Raw genomic sequence first — 20,159 nt, 5'->3', positions numbered from 1 at the left:
GCGGGTAAATATGCAAAAGGTGTTCAAGCAAGCATTATCCGTTGCGCTGACTCTTGGTGTTCTCGTCGGTTGTGCCAGCGAGGAAGATTCGATTCAAATGGCGCCATTACCGGTTGTCGAGAGTGCTTTCTCGCCGACTAAAATCTGGAGCCAAACCGTCGGTGACGGAGTCTCAGGTTACTTTTCTAATCTGTCTCCGGCTGAAGGCTATGGCAAAATTTTTGCCGCCGACCGAAACGGTATCGTAAAAGCACTCGACCCGGAAACCGGTAAGGTGCTTTGGCAACAGGATCTCGAAACCGATGTCACCGCAAAACTGTCGGGTGGTATTGTGTTGTCCTATGGCAAATTGTTCATTGGCACCGAAAACGCTGAGGTTATTGCCTTAGATGAAGAGACTGGCGAAGAAATCTGGCGTACCAACGTCGAAGGCGAAGTGCTTGCCGCACCTCTTGTTGACGAGGGGATGGTTGTTGTCAATACCAGCCGTGGCGTACTTCAGGCCCTGGATGCTGATACTGGTGAACAGAAATGGCAGCTCAGTAATGAAGTTCCAACCCTGACATTACGTGGTGACAGTTCTCCGGTTGCTATCTCTGGCGGTATTTTCTGGGGACAAGCGAACGGCCGTCTGGCTGGTGCCCTTATCAATACCGGTCAGTTGCTATGGCAGCAACCGATTGGTTCACCGAAAGGCGCGACTGAAATCGATCGTCTGATTGACGTCGATGCCACTCCCGTGATTGCGGGCGAACGTCTGTATGCGGTGGGCTATAACGGTGCGCTGGTGTCGATTGAGCTAAGAACGGGCAAGATTGCCTGGAAGCGTAGTTACTCGTCGGCAAAAGATTTTGTGATTGATGGTAACCAGTTATACTTAGTGACAGATAAAGATCATATTGTTGCGGTTGATATTCGTAGTGGTACCGAACTTTGGCAGAACAAAGAACTGGAATACCGTTTACTGAGTGCGCCGACTTCGATTTCTGGCTATGTCGTGCTGGGTGACAGCGAAGGTTATCTGCACTGGTTAGACCCTTACAGCGGTGAGTTTGTTGCTCAGCAGAAAACGGATGGTAGCGGTATTGCCATTCCGCCTGTGAAACTGAGTGATGGTTACCTGGTCGTGACGCGTGACGGCAGCATAAATAAAATGCAAACGCCATAGTCTTTACGTGTTAAGATTGAATCTCGGCTCCTGCTGTTTATACAGTCAGGGGCCGTTATTGTTATATCCGTTCCCTAAATTATTGTCGGTTGATGGCCGAATAGTGATTCTGCCGAAGACAACAATGAATGGACTTAGTATCAGTAAAAATATTATAAGTAAGAGGTAGTTATGATTCCTGTTGTTGCCCTTGTCGGGCGCCCGAATGTGGGTAAATCGACGTTATTCAACCGTCTTACCCGCACAAGGGATGCGCTGGTAGCGGACTTTCCTGGCCTAACAAGGGATCGTAAATACGGTAAAGCTGAGCTCGAAGAGCATGAATTTATTGTTATCGACACCGGCGGTATTGACGGTACGGAAGAAGGTGTAGAAACCAAAATGGCTGAGCAATCGCTAATGGCGATTGAAGAAGCTGACGTGGTGTTATTTTTGGTTGATGGTCGTGCGGGCTTAACGGTATCGGATGAAGCTATCGCCAAACACCTTCGCAGTCGTGAAAAGCCGACGTTCCTTGTTGTGAACAAGATCGATGGCATTGATGCTGACAGCGCTTGTGCTGATTTCTGGAAGCTAGGTGTTGATGCGATGTATCAAATCGCAGCGGCTCAGAACCGTGGTGTAACGGCTCTGATGGAACGTGCACTGGCACCGTTTGCTGAAAAAATGCAGGCAGATGAAGCTGAAGAAGGTCTGGTTGATCTGACTTCGGTTGAAGACATTGAAAATGCGAACCTGACTGAAGAAGATGCAGAAGCGGCATACAAACGCCTGCAGGAACAGCCGATCAAGCTGGCGATTATTGGTCGTCCAAATGTCGGTAAGTCGACACTTACGAACCGTATTCTGGGCGAAGAGCGTGTTGTTGTGTATGACATGCCCGGTACAACTCGTGATTCTATCTATATCCCGATGGAACGTGATGGTCAGGAATATGTCCTGATTGATACAGCGGGTGTCCGTCGTCGTAAAAATATGAATCAGGCTGTTGAGAAGTTTTCTGTTATTCAGACGCTCAAAGCCGTAGAAGATGCCAACGTGGTACTGCTGGTCATTGATGCACGTGAAAACATCTCCGATCAGGATCTAAGCTTACTGGGCTTTGTTCTTAATGCAGGGCGCTCTCTGGTGCTTGCGGTAAATAAGTGGGACGGCCTTGATAATGAAGTAAAAGAGCGTGTTAAGTCTGAACTTGACCGTCGTTTGGGTTTTGTCGATTTTGCCCGTATTCACTTTATTTCTGCGCTGCACGGTACGGGTGTGGGTCACTTGTACGAATCCGTACAGGAAGCATACCAATCGGCAACGAAGCGGATCAGTACTTCATTGCTGACACGTATCATGCAGATGGCACAGGATGATCACCAGCCGCCATTGGTTCGCGGTCGCCGTGTGAAACTTAAGTATGCCCACGCAGGTGGCTATAATCCGCCAATTATCGTTATTCACGGTAATCAGGTGAATGAGTTGCCGGGTTCATACAAGCGTTACCTGATGAACTACTACCGTCGCTCACTGGAGATGATGGGTACACCGATCCGTATTCAGTTCCAGAGCAGTGACAACCCGTTTGAAACCTCTAAGCAGAAGTTAACCGTTTCTCAAGAGCGTAAACGTAAGCGACTTACTGGTGCGATTAAAGATCGTCGCAAGTAATATTGCCAGCTAAGAGTCATAGAAAAATACCCAGCCTGTATGCTGGGTATTTTTTTAGCTGTGGTGAGGCAAATATTTTGGTTTGTATTCTGATTTGCCGTGGATCAGTTTGGTATGATCCTGGCTGGTATTAAAATAGTCGTTCATGACTTAATGTGAAGGAAAGAAGATGTCTGTTGTTACCCCTACTCATGTGTTGTTTAGCGTTCCGCAGTGGCAATCAGAAGCGGAGGTTCAATTATGTGTTTCAGCAAGGCAAGGAGGAACCTGGATTGTGACCAACCAGACACCTTTTCATCCGGTGAGCCATATATGGCCCGATCACCCTGCAGATAAGGGGACGATTGCTGTTGGCGAGGTCAGTTTTTCGGTTGCAGGCTGTTTTACCGGTGCTGTCGATTTAGCAACCAATATGCTTTATGTCGGCAGTGATATCCCGGTAAAGCGCGATGAAGCTGGCTGGGCATTTGTCGTCGTTCATCATCTTGCAGAGAATGTTCAGTGCCAGGCGGGTGAGCGTGTGGTATTGAGTGTTGATAAACCCCATCAGCAAGCATTAAGCCGTGGCCACAGTGCGGGTCATCTCTCATCTCTGGCGTTAAATAAAGTACTGCATAGTGATTATTGGCGTAAAGATGCATCGCGCAAAGATGAACTCGGGCATTATGACTTCCATGGTTATGCTCAGCAGCAAAGCATCGTTAGTGAAGATTGCAGTACCGATACCTACCGCTTGGGTAAAACGTTACGTAAACGAGGTTTGAATACGGCCGATATGCTGGAAAACCTGAACAATATCAGCGAGCGAATAAACCAGCAGCTAGAGGCCTGGCGTCAGAATGGTGCGGCCGTGATTATGCGCCGCGAGGGGCCGGCGCTAACCGATTCCCGTTTCTGGCAATGTGATTTGAAAGAGGGGGAGGTTATCGAGATCCCATGTGGTGGCACCCATATACAGTCTCTTGCCGAGTACCGTGCGCTATTTGTTGAGCTTCAACTGACCAGTGAGCAGGAGCTTGTCATGATCACCCATACAAAAGCATAAATTCATCATACCGGTTGGTATGACACAGCACGTTATACTAGAAAGAAAGATCGCCTTCCGGCGATTTTTTTGATCAAAGGCTGGGATCCGGGGCCATCCTCGAGTCGCTGGAACAGCGTTAAACGGCCACTATTGCCATGCTGCCAATGATTTCATTGATCCTGGGAGTTCAGGCAGGAAGCCTATTATTACTGGGGTTATGAGAGGTTGCCTTTAAACATCATGATATTTGGCTACTGCTGGATCCATTGATTAAAATGCCATTCAGTAGTGTAATATATCGCTTAAAATCCATATACAGCACATGTAACTTATGCTTTCGGGATGTGTATTGATAAATGTTCTTTTGGAACCAGATCGCTGAACGCGGTAGTTTTTACAAATGATCAACTGATTCACGCACGATCAAGTTGCCCGAAAAAAGCGCAATAGTGCTGATCTCTTGTCCGTTGATAAGTCGTAAGGCCTGTGCGATAGCAGAGCGTGCCATTTCCTCGATCGGCACCATAACGGTAGACAGGCTCGGTATCGTAAATTCGCCTGCCGGGTCATTATCAAAACCGAAGACTGAAATATCGTGCGGTACTCGCAATCCTGCTTCGTGCAGTGCACGAATCGCCCCCATGGCCATATCGTCGTTTGCGCTAAAAATGGCGCTAAAAGACTGTTTGCTTGCTAGCAGGTCATTACAAGCACGGTAACCACTCTGCCTGAAGTAATCACCGCGATAGATACCGCAGGACTGGAGTTTGTGGGCGGCTAACGTGTCTTTGAAGCCCTGCAGGCGAAGGCTGGAATTGACTGACGAATCCGGCCCTGTAATGCAGGCGATTTCCTTATGGCCTTTGCTGAGCAGAAATTCAGTGGCTTGCTGTGCGGCCTGGTATTGATTAAAGCTGATACAGCGTTCCTCGAAACCTTCAACCTGTTGGTTAATAACAATCAAAGGGATCGGTAAGTTTATCAGCAGCTGTTTTAGCGCATCTTCTGGCATCTTGCGGGTATAAAGAATAATGCCGTCGACCTTACGCTCAACCAGGCTCTCAATGGCCTGTTGTTCGGTTTTGCTGCTGTGGCCGCCATCCATGATCAGCAGCTGCTTTCCTGCCTCAGCTGCTGTTTCTGATGCTCTTTCCATCAGGCTGCTGAAGTATGCCCCCTCAAAGGCAGAAACCACCAAACCGAGGGTATTGGTACTGTTGGTTGCTAAAGCACGGGCAAGGCTATTGGGTTTATAGTTGAGGGATTTCATCGCCTGATACACGGCCTCGGCAGTGGCTTTCTTTACTTGGCCGGTATTGTTTAGTACCCGTGAGACAGTGGCTTTCGAGACCCCTGCTAACGTACATACATCGTTGATGGTTGCCATCGATTTTCATTCCGCGTGTTGTGAGACGAATAAAAAGCCCGAACGTCGTCGGGCAATTATATAAATCAACAAAGTGAATTAACGTTTGCTGCCATTGGAGGCAATGACGTCTTTGTACCAGAAGAAGGACTTCTTACGCTTGCGCTGCAAATCATTCTCACGATCGACATACACAAAACCGTATTGTTTCTGGTAGCCATTTAACCAGCTGAGTAAATCAATAAAAGACCACGGGTAGTAACCGCGTACATCGATACCTTGTTTGATGGCCGATTCAGCCGCATCAATATGGCTGGAAAGATAATCAATGCGTGGCTGATCAATAACCTCGCCGTCAATGATCGGATCTTTAGCCCCAAGGCCGTTTTCCGTAATGTAGAACGGAATGTCACCATAACGCTCTTTCAAGCGCATCATGCCAACGCACAGTCCTTCAGGGTAGATTTCCCAATCCCAATCGGTATAGGTCGACTTGGGATTATGAACAAATTTGAACAGGCCTTTAATACCAAATTCTTGCCCGGAACCTTTGTTGCCGGTGGTATTGATTTTGGTGTTATCAACATCAGGATTCGCCGCAACCCATTCGCGTTTGTAGTAATTCACGCCGATAAAGTCACAGATGTTGTCTTTGAGCAACGCTTCATCTTCTGGTGCAAACTCCGGCACGCCCCAGGTCAGTTGCGCGATGTTGAGAATATGGGCGGGGTATTCGCCTTTTAATACCGGATCATATAACCAATGGGTGAGAAGATCGTCTGCCACATGGCAAGCCGCAACATCTTCAGGGCTATTCGTGATCGGGTCGTGGGGTTGCATGACGTTGACAAAGCCGATCTGCCCATTTACCGGTATTTGTCCTGTGTTTTTGTATTCGCGGAATGCCTTGACGGCTCTGGCATGCGCAATGAATACATGGTGACAGGCTTGGATGCCACGCTTGGGATCATGTAAACCCGGAGGGTGGGCGCCGGTAAAGTAACCCATACCGATAAAGATTAACGTTTCATTGAAGGTTGACCATAACTCGACACGGTCACCAAATGCCTGATAGCACAGGCGGGCGTATTGCTCAAAGGCATCGACGGTTTCACGAGATTCCCAGCCGCCGATATCCTGTAAGGCTTGCGGCAAATCCCAATGATACAATGTAATCATGGGCTTAATGCCATGCGTGAGCAACTCATCAATCAAATCACTGTAAAACTTTACACCTGCCGCGTTAACCTTGCCGCGACCTTTAGGAAATAAACGTGGCCAGCTAATAGAAAAACGGTAGCTCTGCATCCCCATCTCTGCCATCAAAGCGACATCTTCTTTGAAGCGGTGGTAATGATCGGCGGCGACATCACCATTAGTTCCTTCATGTGTGGTACCTGGCTGGTGCGAGAAACTATCCCAGATTGACGGGCCTTTACCGTCAACATTGTAAGCCCCTTCGACTTGATAGGCTGCAGAAGCCGCTCCCCATAAGAAGTTATCCGGAAAGCCTGAAACGATTTTACTGCTCGGCATGGCACGTTTACCTTTAGGTGGTTGAAAGGAGTGAACCGACAGTAACGGAAAAATGAAACCGGTTACAGAAACCGGTTTCATTTCTTTCTGTTTGCGTGATCATGATCATTAAAGTGGATGTATCTAAGTAGGATCAAGCGGCGGAAGTGTTACCCGGATTTTGTTTGCGCTTGATAATAGACCGGACAAGCTCAATTCTTGCTGAACTCTGCTCTTTTAGGTGGTTTGGGTATATGATCCCCTGAGGTATGGAAAGATCATTTTAAAGAAAGAGGGTGTTATGAGCGGTAATCTATGTCCCAGCTGTCAAAGAGAACTGAGCTGGAAGAACGATGGTTATTATTGCGATTCGTGTCAGCATGCTGTGAAGAAAAGGGCTTTTTGCCCCGACTGCAATGATGAAATGGAAAAGCTTCAGGCATGTGGTTCAGCGAGTTATTTCTGCAATAGTTGCAATGAGTTAAAATCTAAGTCCCGGGTTAAAATCCGGTTTGAAAAAGCGTAGTCTATCTACGCTTATCATGCCTTCAGAAAGAAAAAATACCGTTTGCACCGCTGTTTTTGGCGCGGGAATACGGGGTATTTTGCGGTTATTCCGTGACCACAGAACGGATTTCGCCTTCTGCGACTTTCGTGCGTAACTCATCCCCGGGCTTAACCTGATCAGCTCGACGGATCACATTATTCTTGGTGTCCCGGGTTATGGAATAACCGCGGCCAAGGGTTGCCAGCGGGCTGACGGTTTCCAGCTTTTCAGCGGCCATGGCCAGCTTGTGGCTGGCATTGAGCAGGCGGCGATCCATGGCATCGAGCAGACGGTGTTCGGTCTGTTTCAGTCGGGTCGAATTGTGTTTAATTGTTTGTGCCGGCGAATGTAAAGCCAGTTTGTATTCGATTCGATCTAAATGCTGCTGATGCCCGGCGGTAAGCTTATTGATTGCGCGCTCTAGGCGGCTGGAAATATCATCCAGATGCTGCTGTTGCTGGTTTAATCGCAATTGCGGATGCTGGCGTTCCAAACGGTGCTGTAGCTGCACCAGACGGGCAGAGTGTCCCGTTATATAGTGACGGAAGGCATGGTGTAACTGTTGTCTTTTCTGGTTGATCTTCTGCGTCTGATGAGTCATGTCGCGACTGACCAGTTCTGCCGCCGCAGAGGGTGTCGGCGCGCGGACATCGGCAACAAAATCAGCAATAGATACATCGACTTCGTGGCCGACCGCACTGACAATGGGGATCTGGCTGGCGGCGATAGTCCTGGCCACAATTTCTTCGTTAAAGGCCCACAAATCTTCCAGCGAGCCACCGCCTCGCCCAACAATCAAGACATCACATTCCTGGCGGGTATTGGCACGCCCGATGGCTTGTGCTATCGAGATAGCAGCGCCTTCTCCCTGTACCATCGTCGGGTAAATAACAATCGGCAGGCTTGGGTCGCGGCGTTGTAAAACGTTCAAAATATCATGCAGTGCCGCGCCCGTTTTCGAGGTCACAATTCCCACTCGCTTGGGCTGCTCCGGCAGTGCTTTTTTCAGTGACTGGGCAAATAATCCTTCAGCGGCAAGGGCCATCTTTAGCTGTTCAAATTGCTGCTGTAAGCGACCATCTCCTTCCGGCTGCATGCTTTCGATAATCAGCTGGTAATCACCGCGCGGTTCATACAGTGACAAACGCGCCTTAACCAGTACCTGGCTGCCATTGGCTGGCTTGAAGGTTACCCGGCGGTTGTTACCGCGGAACATGGCACATTTTACCTGAGCGCGGGAATCTTTCAGGGTGAAGTACCAGTGGCCGGAAACCGGTATCGACAGGTTTGACAGTTCACCAACCAGCCAGACGATACCCATTTCATTTTCGAGTAATAATCGGACTTCGGCATTCAGGCTGGAAACGGTATAGATACGATCGTTTGATTGGGTCTGTTGGGCGAACATAGTCACGAGGTGAGACACCTGTTGTCGAAAGGCAAACTGAAGTGCTGGAAGAGAATGAAAAGTGTACAGGCAGATCTATAGACAGATCATGGGCGTACACGGCTGACCGCAGCACCGGAAACTTAACCGACATATATTACGTATCAAGTAAAAAGTGTCAATAAAAAAATATTATTTTTTTGTAGCCAAACGATTGCACCCTACGTATAATTCGTTCGCAATATTTTATCCTTCTATAAACCCTAACTCGGTGTGAGATATTGCAATGTTACGTATCAAACAAGAAGCTCTAACTTTTGATGATGTTCTGCTGGTTCCAGCACACTCTACGGTTCTCCCTAACACTGCCGATCTGCGCACCCAACTAACGAAGAAAATTACGCTCAACATTCCTATGGTTTCTGCTGCAATGGACACAGTGACCGAGGGACGTTTCGCGATAGCGTTAGCTCAGGAAGGTGGTATCGGTTTCATTCACAAAAACATGTCTATCGAACAGCAAGCGGCTCAGGTTCGCATGGTTAAAAAGTTCGAGGCTGGCGTGGTGTCTGAACCTGTGACGGTTCAACCAACGGCTACGATTGCTGACGTGAAAGAACTGACTGAAATTAATGGTTTTGCTGGTTACCCGGTTGTATCTGACAACAACGAGCTGGTTGGTATCATTACTGGCCGTGATGTACGTTTTGTTACCGATCTTTCGATGCTGGTTGAACAAGTGATGACGCCAAAAGATAAGTTGGCGGCAGCGAAAGAAGGTGCTTCGCGTGAAGAAGTTGAAGCCATCATGCAAGAGCACCGTGTAGAGAAAGTGCTATTGGTGAATGATAGCTTCCAGCTTAAAGGCATGATCACCGCGAAAGACTTCCAGAAAGCGGAACGTAAGCCTAACGCATGTAAAGATGAGCTAGGTCGCCTGCGTGTTGGTGCTGCGGTAGGTGCTGGCGCGGGGAACGAAGAACGCGTTAAGGCATTGGTCGAAGCGGGGGTTGATGTGCTGCTTATCGACTCTTCTCACGGTCACTCGGAAGGCGTTCTGCAACGCATTCGTGAAACCCGTGCAGCGTTCCCTGAACTACAAATCATCGGTGGTAATGTAGCGACTGCTTCCGGTGCGCGCGGACTCATCGATGCCGGTGTTGATGCGGTTAAGGTGGGTATTGGCCCTGGCTCTATCTGTACCACACGTATTGTTACCGGTGTGGGGGTTCCTCAGCTAACGGCTATTTCTGAAGCTGTCGAAGCAGCATCAGACTTTGGTATTCCTGTTATCGCCGATGGTGGTATCCGCTACTCTGGCGATCTGTGTAAGGCGATTGCTGCGGGCGCATCATGCGTAATGGTCGGTTCAATGTTTGCGGGTACTGAAGAAGCCCCGGGCGAAGTTGAACTGTATCAAGGCCGTTCTTATAAATCTTACCGCGGTATGGGTTCTCTCGGTGCGATGTCTCAAGGCTCTTCTGATCGTTACTTCCAGTCTGATAACGCCGCAGACAAGCTGGTACCGGAAGGTATTGAAGGTCGTGTTGATTACAAAGGCCATGTCAAAGAAATCATTCATCAGCAGATGGGCGGCCTTCGTTCAAGCATGGGTCTGACCGGTTCTGCGACGATTGAGGACATGCGTACTAAAACTGAGTTTGTTCGTATCTCTGGTGCTGGTATCAAAGAGTCGCATGTCCACGATGTGACCATTACGAAAGAAGCACCCAACTACCGTATGCGTTAATTGTTTACAGATCATTCGATCGTAACGAAAACGTTTGCCTGAGCGGGAAACTTGTATAAGATCGGGGGCGTTTATTGCCCCCACTATTTTTATTTATTTTTGAGACTTCTCGATAATGACTACATCTACAAATATTCATGACCAACGTATCCTTATTCTGGACTTTGGTTCTCAATATACTCAGCTGATCGCGCGCCGTATCCGTGAAATTGGTGTTTATTGTGAGCTTTGGAGCTGGGACGTTGATGAAGCCGATATTCGTGATTTCAACCCGAACGGTATCATCCTTTCTGGTGGGCCAGAGAGCGTAACCGGAGATGAATCACCTCGCGCACCACAGTATGTGTTTGAAGCGGGTGTACCTGTATTTGGTGTGTGTTACGGGATGCAAACCATGGCTGAGCAGCTTGGCGGTAAAGTTGCTGGCTCTTCAATGCGTGAATTTGGTTACGCGCAAGTCGAAATCATTGAACCAACATCATTCCTGAAAAATATCGAAGATGCAGTAGCCGAAGATGGAAATGGCTTGCTGGATGTGTGGATGAGCCACGGTGATAAAGTGGTCGAAATCCCGTCTGGTTTTGTTAAGGTTGCGCAAACTGATACTTGCCCGTTTGCGGCAATTGCCAACGAAGATAAGCATTTCTACGGTGTGCAATTCCACCCGGAAGTTACCCATACCCGTCAGGGCATGCGTATTATCGAGAACTTCGTTCTTAATATCTGTGGCTGTGAGAAGCTTTGGACATCAGCCAATATCATCGAAAATGCTATTGAGGATATCAAAGAGCAGGTAGGTGATGATGAAGTTATTCTCGGCTTGTCTGGTGGTGTTGACTCATCCGTCGTCGCGATGCTTATTCACCGTGCTATCGGTGACAAGCTAACCTGTGTATTTGTTGATAACGGCTTGCTTCGCTTAAACGAAGGTGAGCAGGTTATGGACATGTTTGGTGACCACTTCGGTCTGAATATTATACATGTTAAAGCCGAAGACCGTTTCTTAGATGCATTGGCTGGCGAGAACGATCCTGAAGCAAAACGTAAGATCATTGGTCATGTGTTTATCGATGTATTCGATGAAGAATCAAAGAAACTGAAAAATGCTAAATGGTTGGCTCAGGGAACCATTTACCCGGATGTGATTGAATCAGCGGCATCGAAAACAGGCAAAGCACACGTTATCAAATCGCACCACAATGTGGGCGGTCTGCCTGACGATATGGCGATGGGGCTGGTCGAACCGCTTAAAGAGCTGTTCAAAGATGAAGTGCGCAAGATTGGGTTAGAGTTAGGCCTGCCTTACAACATGCTTTATCGTCACCCATTCCCGGGGCCAGGTCTGGGCGTGCGTGTACTTGGCGAGGTGAAGAAAGAGTATTGTGACTTGCTACGTCGTGCGGATGCTATCTTCATTGAAGAGCTGCACAACGCCGATCTTTATAACAAGGTGTCTCAGGCATTCACCGTATTCCTGCCTGTTCGCTCTGTTGGTGTGATGGGTGACGGTCGTAAATACGACTGGGTTGTCTCTCTGCGTGCGGTTGAGACTATCGACTTTATGACCGCGCATTGGGCACACCTGCCATATGACTTCTTAGGTAAGGTTTCGAACCGTATCATCAATGAAGTCGATGGGATCTCGCGTGTGGTTTACGATATTTCGGGTAAACCGCCTGCAACGATCGAGTGGGAATAATTTTTCTTTGCGGGTTGATGTCGCGTTTGGCATGAACTTGCGACGAAAGTAAAATACATCGTGCTGGTTGAGCCAATTCGGCAAGCATGAATTCAAAAGACACCTGCGGGTGTCTTTTTTGGTTTCTGCCACACGATAAGTGCGTGCTCCGGGAATTCCGTTTAAGCAAATCATACTAATGCCATTAATAATTGAGCCATTTAGCAATTTTTTTGCAGCACCTATTGTTGTAGCAGTGAGGTGTTATTGTTTTGTGGTTGTTAGGGTTATGTTTTTAATTAATATTTATTTACAATACAACCTAGCAAGCCTGTAAGATTAATTGGTTTAACATGCTTGTTTTGTGGTTGTTTTTATTACAATATATGGTGGCTTTTTCATATCAAGAAAGTATCAGATTGACTGGCGATAAGATCAAAATACCTGCCGACCCCGACAGGTAAATACACCGCCGCAAATTAACAACATCATCAAGAGCATGGAGCTCCCATGAGTAACGAAGCCGTACAAAAAGCACCGGATGTACCTTCCAGTGCGATGAATAAATTTTTAAACGTAATTGAGCGAACAGGAAACAAAATTCCGGATCCTGCGTTGCTGTTCTTCTGGGGACTAATCATTGTCTGGGTGCTGTCCGCAATATTATCTCAATTTGACTTTGGTTTTGTTCACCCTGTAACCGGACAGGCTGTTGAAGTGAAAAATCTGCTAACGGGTGAGTCATTTGCCAGTTTCTTGGCAAATATGGTGAAGAATTTCACCGGTTTTGCCCCTCTGGGGATTGTTTTGGTGGCGATGCTAGGTGTTGGTGTGGCAGAAGCGTCTGGCTTTATCAATACCGGCCTGAAGAAAATGCTTAACTTCACCCCGGCGAAACTGCTAACACCGATGCTGATCCTAGTGGCGATTGTATCGCACACTGCGGCGGATGCGGGTTATGTCTTGGTTATCCCGCTCGGTGGTATCATCTTCCATGCGGCAGGCCGTCACCCTCTTGTGGGTATCGCTGCGGCATTCGCGGGTGTTTCCGGTGGTTTTTCTGCAAACTTTATTCCTTCCGGGATCGATCCTCTTCTTGCTGGCTTTACCCAGTCTGCGGCGCAAATTCTCGATCCTGCCTATATTGTTAACCCGCTATCTAATTTGCTATTTACCGGGTTATCTTCAGTTTTAGTTGTGGCTATTGGCTGGTATGTGACAGAGAAAATCATTGAACCACGTCTAGCGAATACCGCGGTTGATGACGATGCGGAAGAAGCGCCGGATATGGGCTCTTTCACTGAAACCGAAAGCAAAGCCTTCTCGCGTGCTGGCTGGGCAATGGTTGCAGGTATTGTAGTACTGATTGCCGCTGTCTTCCCTGAAACCTCGCCACTGCGCTCGCCGGCAGGTGAAATTACCGCCTTTAAAGCACCACTGATGCAGTCTATCGTGCCGTTGATCTTCATTCTGTTTGTGATCCCCGGGGTGGTTTACGGCAAAGTAGCTGGTACGTTCAAGTCGAGCGACGATGTCATTAAGTCAATGTCAGCGACAATGAGCAGCATGGGCAGTTTCATGGTGATGGCATTCTTCATTGCCCAGTTCCTGGTTGCTTTTAGCCAGTCTAACCTGGGTACGCTACTTGCACTTTCTGGTGCCGAGATGCTTCACGCGATGAACCTGCCTGGTCAGGTGACAATTGTGGGTATGATTCTGCTTACTGCGTTGATAAACCTGTTGGTGGGTTCTGCATCGGCGAAGTGGGCACTGATTGGTCCAATCCTGGTGCCGATGCTAATGGCGGTCGGTATTTCTCCTGAACTGACACAGGCTGCTTACCGTGTCGGTGACTCGGTATCGAACATCATCTCGCCGATGATGGTCTTCTTCCCATTGGTTGTTGTTTATATGCAGCGCTACGTGAAGAGCTCCGGTATTGGTTCTCTTGCATCAATGATGATGCCTTACTCTATCGCGATGCTGATTGGCTGGACCCTCTTCCTGCTGGCCTACTGGGCACTCGGTATTCCGCTGGGTATTCAGGCTCCGTACACCTATAGCATGTGATTTTTACTGAGATATTTTCAGTGGAAACTATTAAAGCCCGGCAAGGTGCCGGGCTTTTTAGCAGGCGTTGAATTATGCCGCGAAGTGGCTGGCATGAAAACGCAGGTGATCTTCGATAAAGCTCGCCATGAAAAAATAGCTGTGATCATAACCTTCCTGCATGCGCAGTTCTAACGGATATTGGCTGGCTTGCGCTGCTGCGATTAACGCTTCAGGTTTGAGCTGCTCTGCCAGGAAACCGTCCTGATCACCCTGATCAATCAAAGCCGGTAGCTTGGTTTCAGCCTGCTTCATTAATTCTGATGCGTCATATTGTTTCCAGCTTTCACTGTCTTGGCCTAAGTAACCGGTAAATGCTTTTTGTCCCCAGGGGCAGTTAATCGGATTCGAGATAGGGCTGAATGCAGATACCGAGCTGTAACGCTGCGGGTTACGCAAGGCGATAGTCAGTGCCCCATGGCCGCCCATCGAGTGACCGCTGATCGCCCGTTGCTGCGTGACCGGAAAGTGCGCTTCAATCAGATCCGGCAGCTCGTTGACCACGTAATCATACATCTGGTAGTGGCGGTTCCAGGGCGCCTGAGTTGCATTGACGTAGAAGCCGGCCCCTAAACCAAAGTCATAACCAGCATCGGGATCATCGGCGACCCCTTCGCCGCGCGGGCTGGTATCTGGTGCGACGATGGCAATCCCAAGATCTGCGGCAATACGCTGTGCGCCGGCTTTGTGCATAAAGTTTTCATCGGTGCAGGTCAGCCCTGACAGCCAGTAAAGAACGGGGACTTTCTGCCCTTTGCTGATCTGTGGCGGCAGGAAAATGGCAAAGCGCATTTCACAATTTAATACTGCAGAACGATGGGTGTATTGCTTGTTCCAGCCACCAAAACATTTGCTGGCGCTGATATTGTCTAGGGTCATGAGGGACTCTTAATGGCTATCAAAGGTTAACAACGATGCAAACAGTTAGCGCTGCATGAGCAGCGCTAACTTGTCGTGGTTACGATTATTTGTCGTAGTGGATCACTGAACGGATGCTCTTACCTTCGTGCATCAGATCAAACGCATCATTAATCGCCTCAAGGCCCATGGTATGGGTGATGAAATCATCCAGCTTAAACTCACCCGCCATGTAACGCTCAACGATTTCTGGCAGTTCAGAGCGGCCTTTTACGCCACCGAAAGCAGAACCACGCCATACGCGCCCTGTCACTAGCTGGAATGGGCGGGTTGAAATCTCCTGACCAGCGCCAGCAACACCAATGATGACCGATTCGCCCCAGCCTTTATGGCAGCACTCAAGCGCCGAGCGCATGACATCAACATTACCGATACACTCGAACGAGAAGTCTACGCCGCCGTCAGTCATCTCAACGATCACTTCCTGAATGGGCTTATCAAAATCTTTCGGGTTGATACAATCCGTTGCGCCCAGTTTTTTCGCCAGTTCGTACTTGCTTTCATTGATATCGATCCCGATGATCCGGCTGGCGCCAGCCATGGTTGCACCAATGATGGCAGACAGGCCGATACCGCCTAAACCAAAGATAGCAACAGTATCGCCTTTTTGAACTTTGGCAGTTTTCAGAACGGCACCCATGCCGGTGGTGACTCCGCAGCCTAGCAGGCAGACTTCTTCCAGTGGCGCATCTTTACTGACTTTTGCCAGTGAAATTTCAGGCAGTACCGTGTACTCAGAGAATGTCGAACACCCCATGTAATGGAAGATAGGCTGGCCATCTTTATAGAAGCGGGTCGTGCCGTCTGGCATCAGGCCTTTACCCTGAGTTTCGCGAATTTTCTGACACAGGTTGGTTTTGCCTGATTTACAGAACTTACATTCACCACATTCTGGCGTATAAAGGGGAATAACGTGGTCGCCAACTTGTACGCTTGTGACGCCTTCGCCGACTTGCTCAACAATACCGCCACCTTCGTGGCCTAAGATTGCCGGGAAGATCCCTTCAGGATCGTCGCCGGAAAGTGTAAAGGCATCAGTATGGCAAACACCCGTCGCGACGATACGCACTAAGACTTCACCGGCTTTAGGTAGCATCACATCGACTTCTTCAACCGAGAGGGGTTGATTCGGACCCCAAGCGATTGCGGCTTTGGATTTAATAAATTGATCAGACATTTTCGTTCTCTCTGTTCAGGCTCTGAGCCTTTGATTGTTGTTCCTACCCATACACAGTAGGAGAGAATTTTGGTAACAACGAATAACTTTGTGGTGCTGCGTGGTTTGTTTCAATGGAAGCTATTGTATTTGTTTCCTGATGGATGATAATTAGCTTGAAATGCAAATTACTTTTACCAGTGTGTAATAATCAGGGCTGGATGAGTCAGCAGGCAGGTCGTGCAATGTTTTTATGGGAAGGGGTAACCGAGTTTGTGGCCGTGGCGGAGACCGGTAGCTTTACGGCGGCATCGAAGCGGCTGGGCATTTCCACCGCACAAGTCAGTCGGCAAATTAGTGCGCTGGAAAACAGGCTGAGTACAAAACTGTTTTACCGCACGACCCGTAAGGTGTCATTGACCGAAGAAGGAACGGTGTATTACCGCCATTGCCGTCAGATCATGGATGGACTGGAAGAAGCGGAGAGGGCTATCAGTAATCTGCGTGACACTCCGCAAGGGATCGTGAAGCTGACAGCGCCCGTGACGTATGGCGAAAAGTACATTATGCCGCTAATAAGTAACTTTATGCTGAGTTACCCTGAGGTTGAGGTCGTAGTCGATCTCACCAACCGGCAGGTTGATCTGGTTGAAGGGGGCTACGATCTGGCGATCCGTTTAGGCAAGTTATCGAACTCTACCATGATGGCGAAACGTCTCGCCAACCGGACCCAGTTTGTCTGCGCCGCACCTGAATATCTGGAAAAATATGGCGTTCCTCACTCTTTATCTGAGCTTCGCCACCATAACTGTTTAGTAGGCAATCACGATTACTGGCGTTTTCAGGAAGCAGGGAAAGAAAAGAGCGTGCGGGTTGGTGGAACGCTGATCTGTAATAGCGGCTATGGCTTACTCGATGCGACGTTAAAAGGGATAGGGTTGGTACAGCTACCTGATTACTATGTTGACGAGGAGCTTAAAGCCGGCAACCTGATATCGGTGCTGGATAATTATCAGGAGCCGAAAGAAGGGATATGGGCTCTCTATCCCAACAACCGCCATTTATCCCCTAAAGTGCGGATGCTGGTGGATTATCTGGCGGGACAATTGGCATAGGCGTTAACGTGGCTTATTCCCAACCACGTACAATGCAGAATCTCGCATCTTGAGGTGGCTTGGGTATATAATCGGCCGCGCAGATAAATGACCGTATTTGAGAAAGCCCGTGACAGATCAGAACACAGACATAAACCAAGATGAACTGTATATGCGCCGTGCGATTGAGTTGGCGTCTCTGGCGGAAGCCGAAGGGGAAGTGCCGGTTGGTGCAGTGGTCGTGTATAACGGTCAGGTTGTGGGTGAAGGCTGGAACCGTTCGATTGGTCAGCATGATGCGACGGCACATGCAGAAATCATGGCATTGCGTCAGGCTGGAAAAGTGGTGCAGAACTACCGTTTGATTGATGCCACACTGTACGTAACGTTGGAGCCGTGTCCGATGTGCGCGGGGGCGATGGTCCACAGTCGGATAGGCAAAGTGATATTTGGTGCCCATGATCTGAAAACCGGTGCCGCAGGCAGTCTGATGAACCTGCTGAGTTATGATCAGGTCAATCACCATGTCGGTTGTCAGTCAGGTGTACTGGCCGAGGAATGCCGGGGGCAACTGCAGGCATTTTTTAAGCGTCGCCGGGCTGAAAAAAAAGCGGAGAAAAAAGCCAGACAGGCAGCGCAAGCTAAATCTTAAGATGATAAGGCTGCCAATCACAAAGCTCGGAAATACCGGTAAAAAACAATGACCGAGCTTTATTATTACCCATCTGAAACCAATCGTATCTGAAATCAGCCCGCGGTATTAGCTGGCAATGTTAGCGGCAACAATGTAAGTACGCTGGCGCCAGAGTGTTTTACGATGAGTATTGATACTTAGACGTTTACGGCGGGTTGCTGCCGATGTAAGGCGTTGTCTTAAACGCTTCATTGCCGAATGTTGTTTCGAGAATCTCATTATTTTCTCTTCTGAAAAGATGTGCCAGTCAAACACTGATTCACAGTAAGCACCGGATGATGCTGTATATTGCTCGGATTGTGACGTAATTATATGAAATTAAGAATGATCCAGATCTCACCTTGATACTTATCCCGATTGCTATAACGCTTCGCTCGAAAAATAAACAGCCCTACATGACGTAGGGCTGCTGGGGAGTATGTGAACCTATAGCGATGAGGCTACTGGCTGACTTCGCTTATCGTTTCTGTCTTACTGAGCACATTCTGATCACTGGACTGTTTGTCCGGTAAGATCGGGGTGATAGTTTGCAAGCCATCAATCATCTGAATCTCGTCGCTCTGCGGCTCACGGTTATGCGCTTGTTCGTAACCAATAATGCTCTGGTAGTAGCGGCGGATATTTTCAACATAGTTGAGGGCTTCATCCCCGCGGGCATAACCGTAGCGAGTTTGTTTGTAGTACTTCTGCTGGCGTAACAATGGCAGGCGCTGTTTAACATCACTCCAGGCATCAGGGTTTCCGCCTTGTTGTCTGGTTAAACGGCGAGCGTCCATCAGATGGCCGAAGCCAATGTTATAGGATGCGAGGGCAAACCAGACTTTTTCGTGAGCTTCGATACTGTCAGGAATACGGCCGATCATCTTGCGTAGGTAATGGGTACCGCCACGGATACTTTGCTCAGGATCAAGCCGGTTTTTGACCCCAACCGATTTTGCGGTTGGTAGCGTCAGCATCATCATGCCCCTGACACCGGTGGGTGAAACTGCGCGTGGGTTCCAGTGTGACTCCTGATAAGACAACGCGGCGATCAGACGCCAGTCAAGTTCACTGGAATACTTCTTAAACAGAGACTCCCAGCGAGGTAACTTGCTCTCGAGCGCTCGTAAGAATGCACGGGTATCAACATAATCAAACGTGTCGACGTGACCAAAGTACTTTTCTTCCAGCCGGGCCAATTCACCGCTCTGCTGCAATTCGCCGAAGAATTCAATTAACAGCGCATAAAGGCTGTCATCGGTTGTGCTATTGACGAACCAGCTGATCGCTTCATCTTCGGTCAGCTCCATCGCCAGCGCAATATCAGGGTGAATACGCTGGTTCAGGGCAACATCAACTGAATCTGCAAGGGTGAAATCGAGCTTGCCCGCGGCAACCATCCGTAGCAGTTCATCGCTGTCTATTTCCTCGACAGATTCCCAGGTCAGCTGAGGATACACCGCTTTCAGTTCGAGTAAGCGTTTTTCATGGCTGGAGCCTTTGACGACGGTTAAGCGACCTTTGTTTTGGGCAAGATCGGCCGGAGTGCGAGGTCGCCATTGTCCTTTTTTATACACCACGACCTGGCTGGCATAATAATAAGCCGGTGCCGCATGGAATGAGACCAAACGGTCAGGGATGATCGTCAACCCTGCGGCAATGATATCGACATCGCCACGTTGTAAAGCGGGAAACAGGCCAGACAGGGCAAACATTGGCTGCATTTCAAGTTTGACACCTAACTTGCTGGCAAAGCGCTGGGCGAGTTCATAATCGAGCCCCGTCGGGCCGTCGGGGCCAATGTAATATGACAGCTGGTTGTTTAGCGTACCAATCCGAAGAACACCACTTTCGCGGATCTGTTTAAGATCGCTTTGCGTGCTCTCCTGCCTCTTACATCCGCTGAGTAGCACAAATGTCAGGAAGATGATGAAGAGGTATCGAATCTTCGTGATTAACAGATCATTGCTCAACAAAAAATGCTCATTGTTATAATTTGGGGTTCTTTATACCAAAGCTAGACAACTCAGCAAAGTGACTCTGCCCTGATCTCGGGAAGAATTACTCATTTTGCCATCGACAATGGCCAGATGGTGTCTTTTTCCTCATATGATG

16 protein-coding genes are annotated in these 20,159 nt (G+C 48.6%); 9 read left to right on the top strand and 7 right to left on the bottom strand.

Annotated features, from left to right (window positions below; all coding sequences use genetic code 11):
- Window positions 1–10 precede the first annotated feature (10 nt).
- The 3 genes from bamB to R3289_RS09105 all read left to right on the top strand — a co-directional run bounded on the left by bamB (window position 11) and on the right by R3289_RS09105 (window position 3,869).
- Entirely contained in the window at window positions 11–1,168 is a 1,158-nt protein-coding gene (gene bamB, locus R3289_RS09115) for an outer membrane protein assembly factor BamB (protein WP_318925205.1), read from the top strand.
- 171 nt (window positions 1,169–1,339) lie between these two features.
- Window positions 1,340–2,824, top strand: a complete 1,485-nt coding sequence (gene der / locus R3289_RS09110) for a ribosome biogenesis GTPase Der (protein WP_318925204.1) — start codon at window positions 1,340–1,342, stop codon at window positions 2,822–2,824.
- 169 nt (window positions 2,825–2,993) lie between these two features.
- Complete coding sequence (locus R3289_RS09105) at window positions 2,994–3,869, top strand: alanyl-tRNA editing protein (protein WP_318925203.1); 876 nt, start codon at window positions 2,994–2,996, stop codon at window positions 3,867–3,869.
- Window positions 3,870–4,245: 376 nt separating this feature from the next.
- On the opposite strand, the gene R3289_RS09100 is transcribed toward R3289_RS09105, so the two are convergent.
- On the bottom strand, window positions 4,246–5,238 hold the full coding sequence (locus tag R3289_RS09100; protein WP_318925202.1) for a LacI family DNA-binding transcriptional regulator: 993 nt from the start codon (window positions 5,236–5,238) through the stop codon (window positions 4,246–4,248).
- A gap of 78 nt (window positions 5,239–5,316) precedes the next feature.
- The gene (locus tag R3289_RS09095; RefSeq protein ID WP_318925201.1) at window positions 5,317–6,834 is read right to left on the bottom strand and encodes a GH1 family beta-glucosidase; all 1,518 of its coding nucleotides are present in this window, start codon (window positions 6,832–6,834) and stop codon (window positions 5,317–5,319) included.
- Between the two features lie 199 nt (window positions 6,835–7,033).
- Between R3289_RS09095 and R3289_RS09090 the strand changes: the two genes are divergently transcribed.
- The gene (locus tag R3289_RS09090) at window positions 7,034–7,258 is read left to right on the top strand and encodes a zinc ribbon domain-containing protein (protein ID WP_318925200.1); all 225 of its coding nucleotides are present in this window, start codon (window positions 7,034–7,036) and stop codon (window positions 7,256–7,258) included.
- An 85-nt stretch (window positions 7,259–7,343) separates the two neighbouring features.
- Here R3289_RS09090 and xseA read toward each other — a convergent pair whose 3' ends face one another.
- Window positions 7,344–8,693, bottom strand: coding sequence for an exodeoxyribonuclease VII large subunit (xseA, locus tag R3289_RS09085; protein WP_318925199.1), 1,350 nt, complete (start codon window positions 8,691–8,693; stop codon window positions 7,344–7,346).
- Window positions 8,694–8,952: 259 nt separating this feature from the next.
- On the opposite strand from xseA, the gene guaB reads away from it, so the two are divergent.
- The 3 genes from guaB (at window position 8,953) to R3289_RS09070 (ending at window position 14,164) form a co-directional block, all read left to right on the top strand.
- The gene (guaB, locus tag R3289_RS09080) at window positions 8,953–10,416 is read left to right on the top strand and encodes an IMP dehydrogenase (protein WP_318925198.1); all 1,464 of its coding nucleotides are present in this window, start codon (window positions 8,953–8,955) and stop codon (window positions 10,414–10,416) included.
- Window positions 10,417–10,531: 115 nt separating this feature from the next.
- Window positions 10,532–12,115 carry a glutamine-hydrolyzing GMP synthase gene (gene guaA, locus R3289_RS09075; RefSeq protein WP_318925197.1) on the top strand — a complete coding sequence of 528 codons (1,584 nt, stop codon included), beginning with the start codon at window positions 10,532–10,534 and terminating at the stop codon, window positions 12,113–12,115.
- Between the two features lie 489 nt (window positions 12,116–12,604).
- Entirely contained in the window at window positions 12,605–14,164 is a 1,560-nt protein-coding gene (locus R3289_RS09070; RefSeq protein WP_318925196.1) for an AbgT family transporter, read from the top strand.
- A 72-nt stretch (window positions 14,165–14,236) separates the two neighbouring features.
- On the opposite strand, the gene fghA is transcribed toward R3289_RS09070, so the two are convergent.
- A complete protein-coding gene (gene fghA, locus R3289_RS09065) occupies window positions 14,237–15,082 on the bottom strand; it encodes an S-formylglutathione hydrolase (RefSeq protein WP_318925195.1) in 846 nt (281 codons plus the stop codon).
- A gap of 85 nt (window positions 15,083–15,167) precedes the next feature.
- Window positions 15,168–16,298, bottom strand: a complete 1,131-nt coding sequence (locus tag R3289_RS09060) for an S-(hydroxymethyl)glutathione dehydrogenase/class III alcohol dehydrogenase (RefSeq protein WP_318925194.1) — start codon at window positions 16,296–16,298, stop codon at window positions 15,168–15,170.
- Window positions 16,299–16,522: 224 nt separating this feature from the next.
- On the opposite strand from R3289_RS09060, the gene R3289_RS09055 reads away from it, so the two are divergent.
- Entirely contained in the window at window positions 16,523–17,392 is an 870-nt protein-coding gene (locus R3289_RS09055) for a LysR family transcriptional regulator (protein WP_318925257.1), read from the top strand.
- Between the two features lie 109 nt (window positions 17,393–17,501).
- Window positions 17,502–18,023: a tRNA adenosine(34) deaminase TadA gene (tadA, locus tag R3289_RS09050; RefSeq protein ID WP_318925193.1), complete on the top strand. Its 522-nt coding sequence runs from the start codon at window positions 17,502–17,504 to the stop codon at window positions 18,021–18,023.
- Window positions 18,024–18,131: 108 nt separating this feature from the next.
- Here tadA and R3289_RS09045 read toward each other — a convergent pair whose 3' ends face one another.
- Both R3289_RS09045 and mltF read right to left on the bottom strand, forming a co-directional pair.
- Window positions 18,132–18,284 (bottom strand): hypothetical protein, encoded by a 153-nt coding sequence (locus tag R3289_RS09045; protein WP_170107741.1) that lies wholly within the window; start codon window positions 18,282–18,284, stop codon window positions 18,132–18,134.
- A 221-nt stretch (window positions 18,285–18,505) separates the two neighbouring features.
- Window positions 18,506–20,020: a membrane-bound lytic murein transglycosylase MltF gene (gene mltF, locus R3289_RS09040; protein WP_413466689.1), complete on the bottom strand. Its 1,515-nt coding sequence runs from the start codon at window positions 20,018–20,020 to the stop codon at window positions 18,506–18,508.
- Window positions 20,021–20,159 lie beyond the last annotated feature (139 nt).

Origin of the sequence: Photobacterium sp., assembly GCF_033720175.1 — a bacterium.
Lineage (GTDB): Bacteria > Pseudomonadota > Gammaproteobacteria > Enterobacterales > Vibrionaceae > Photobacterium.
The sequence above is the reverse complement of the archived record's forward strand: the minus strand, read 5'-3'. Positions and strand labels throughout refer to the sequence as shown.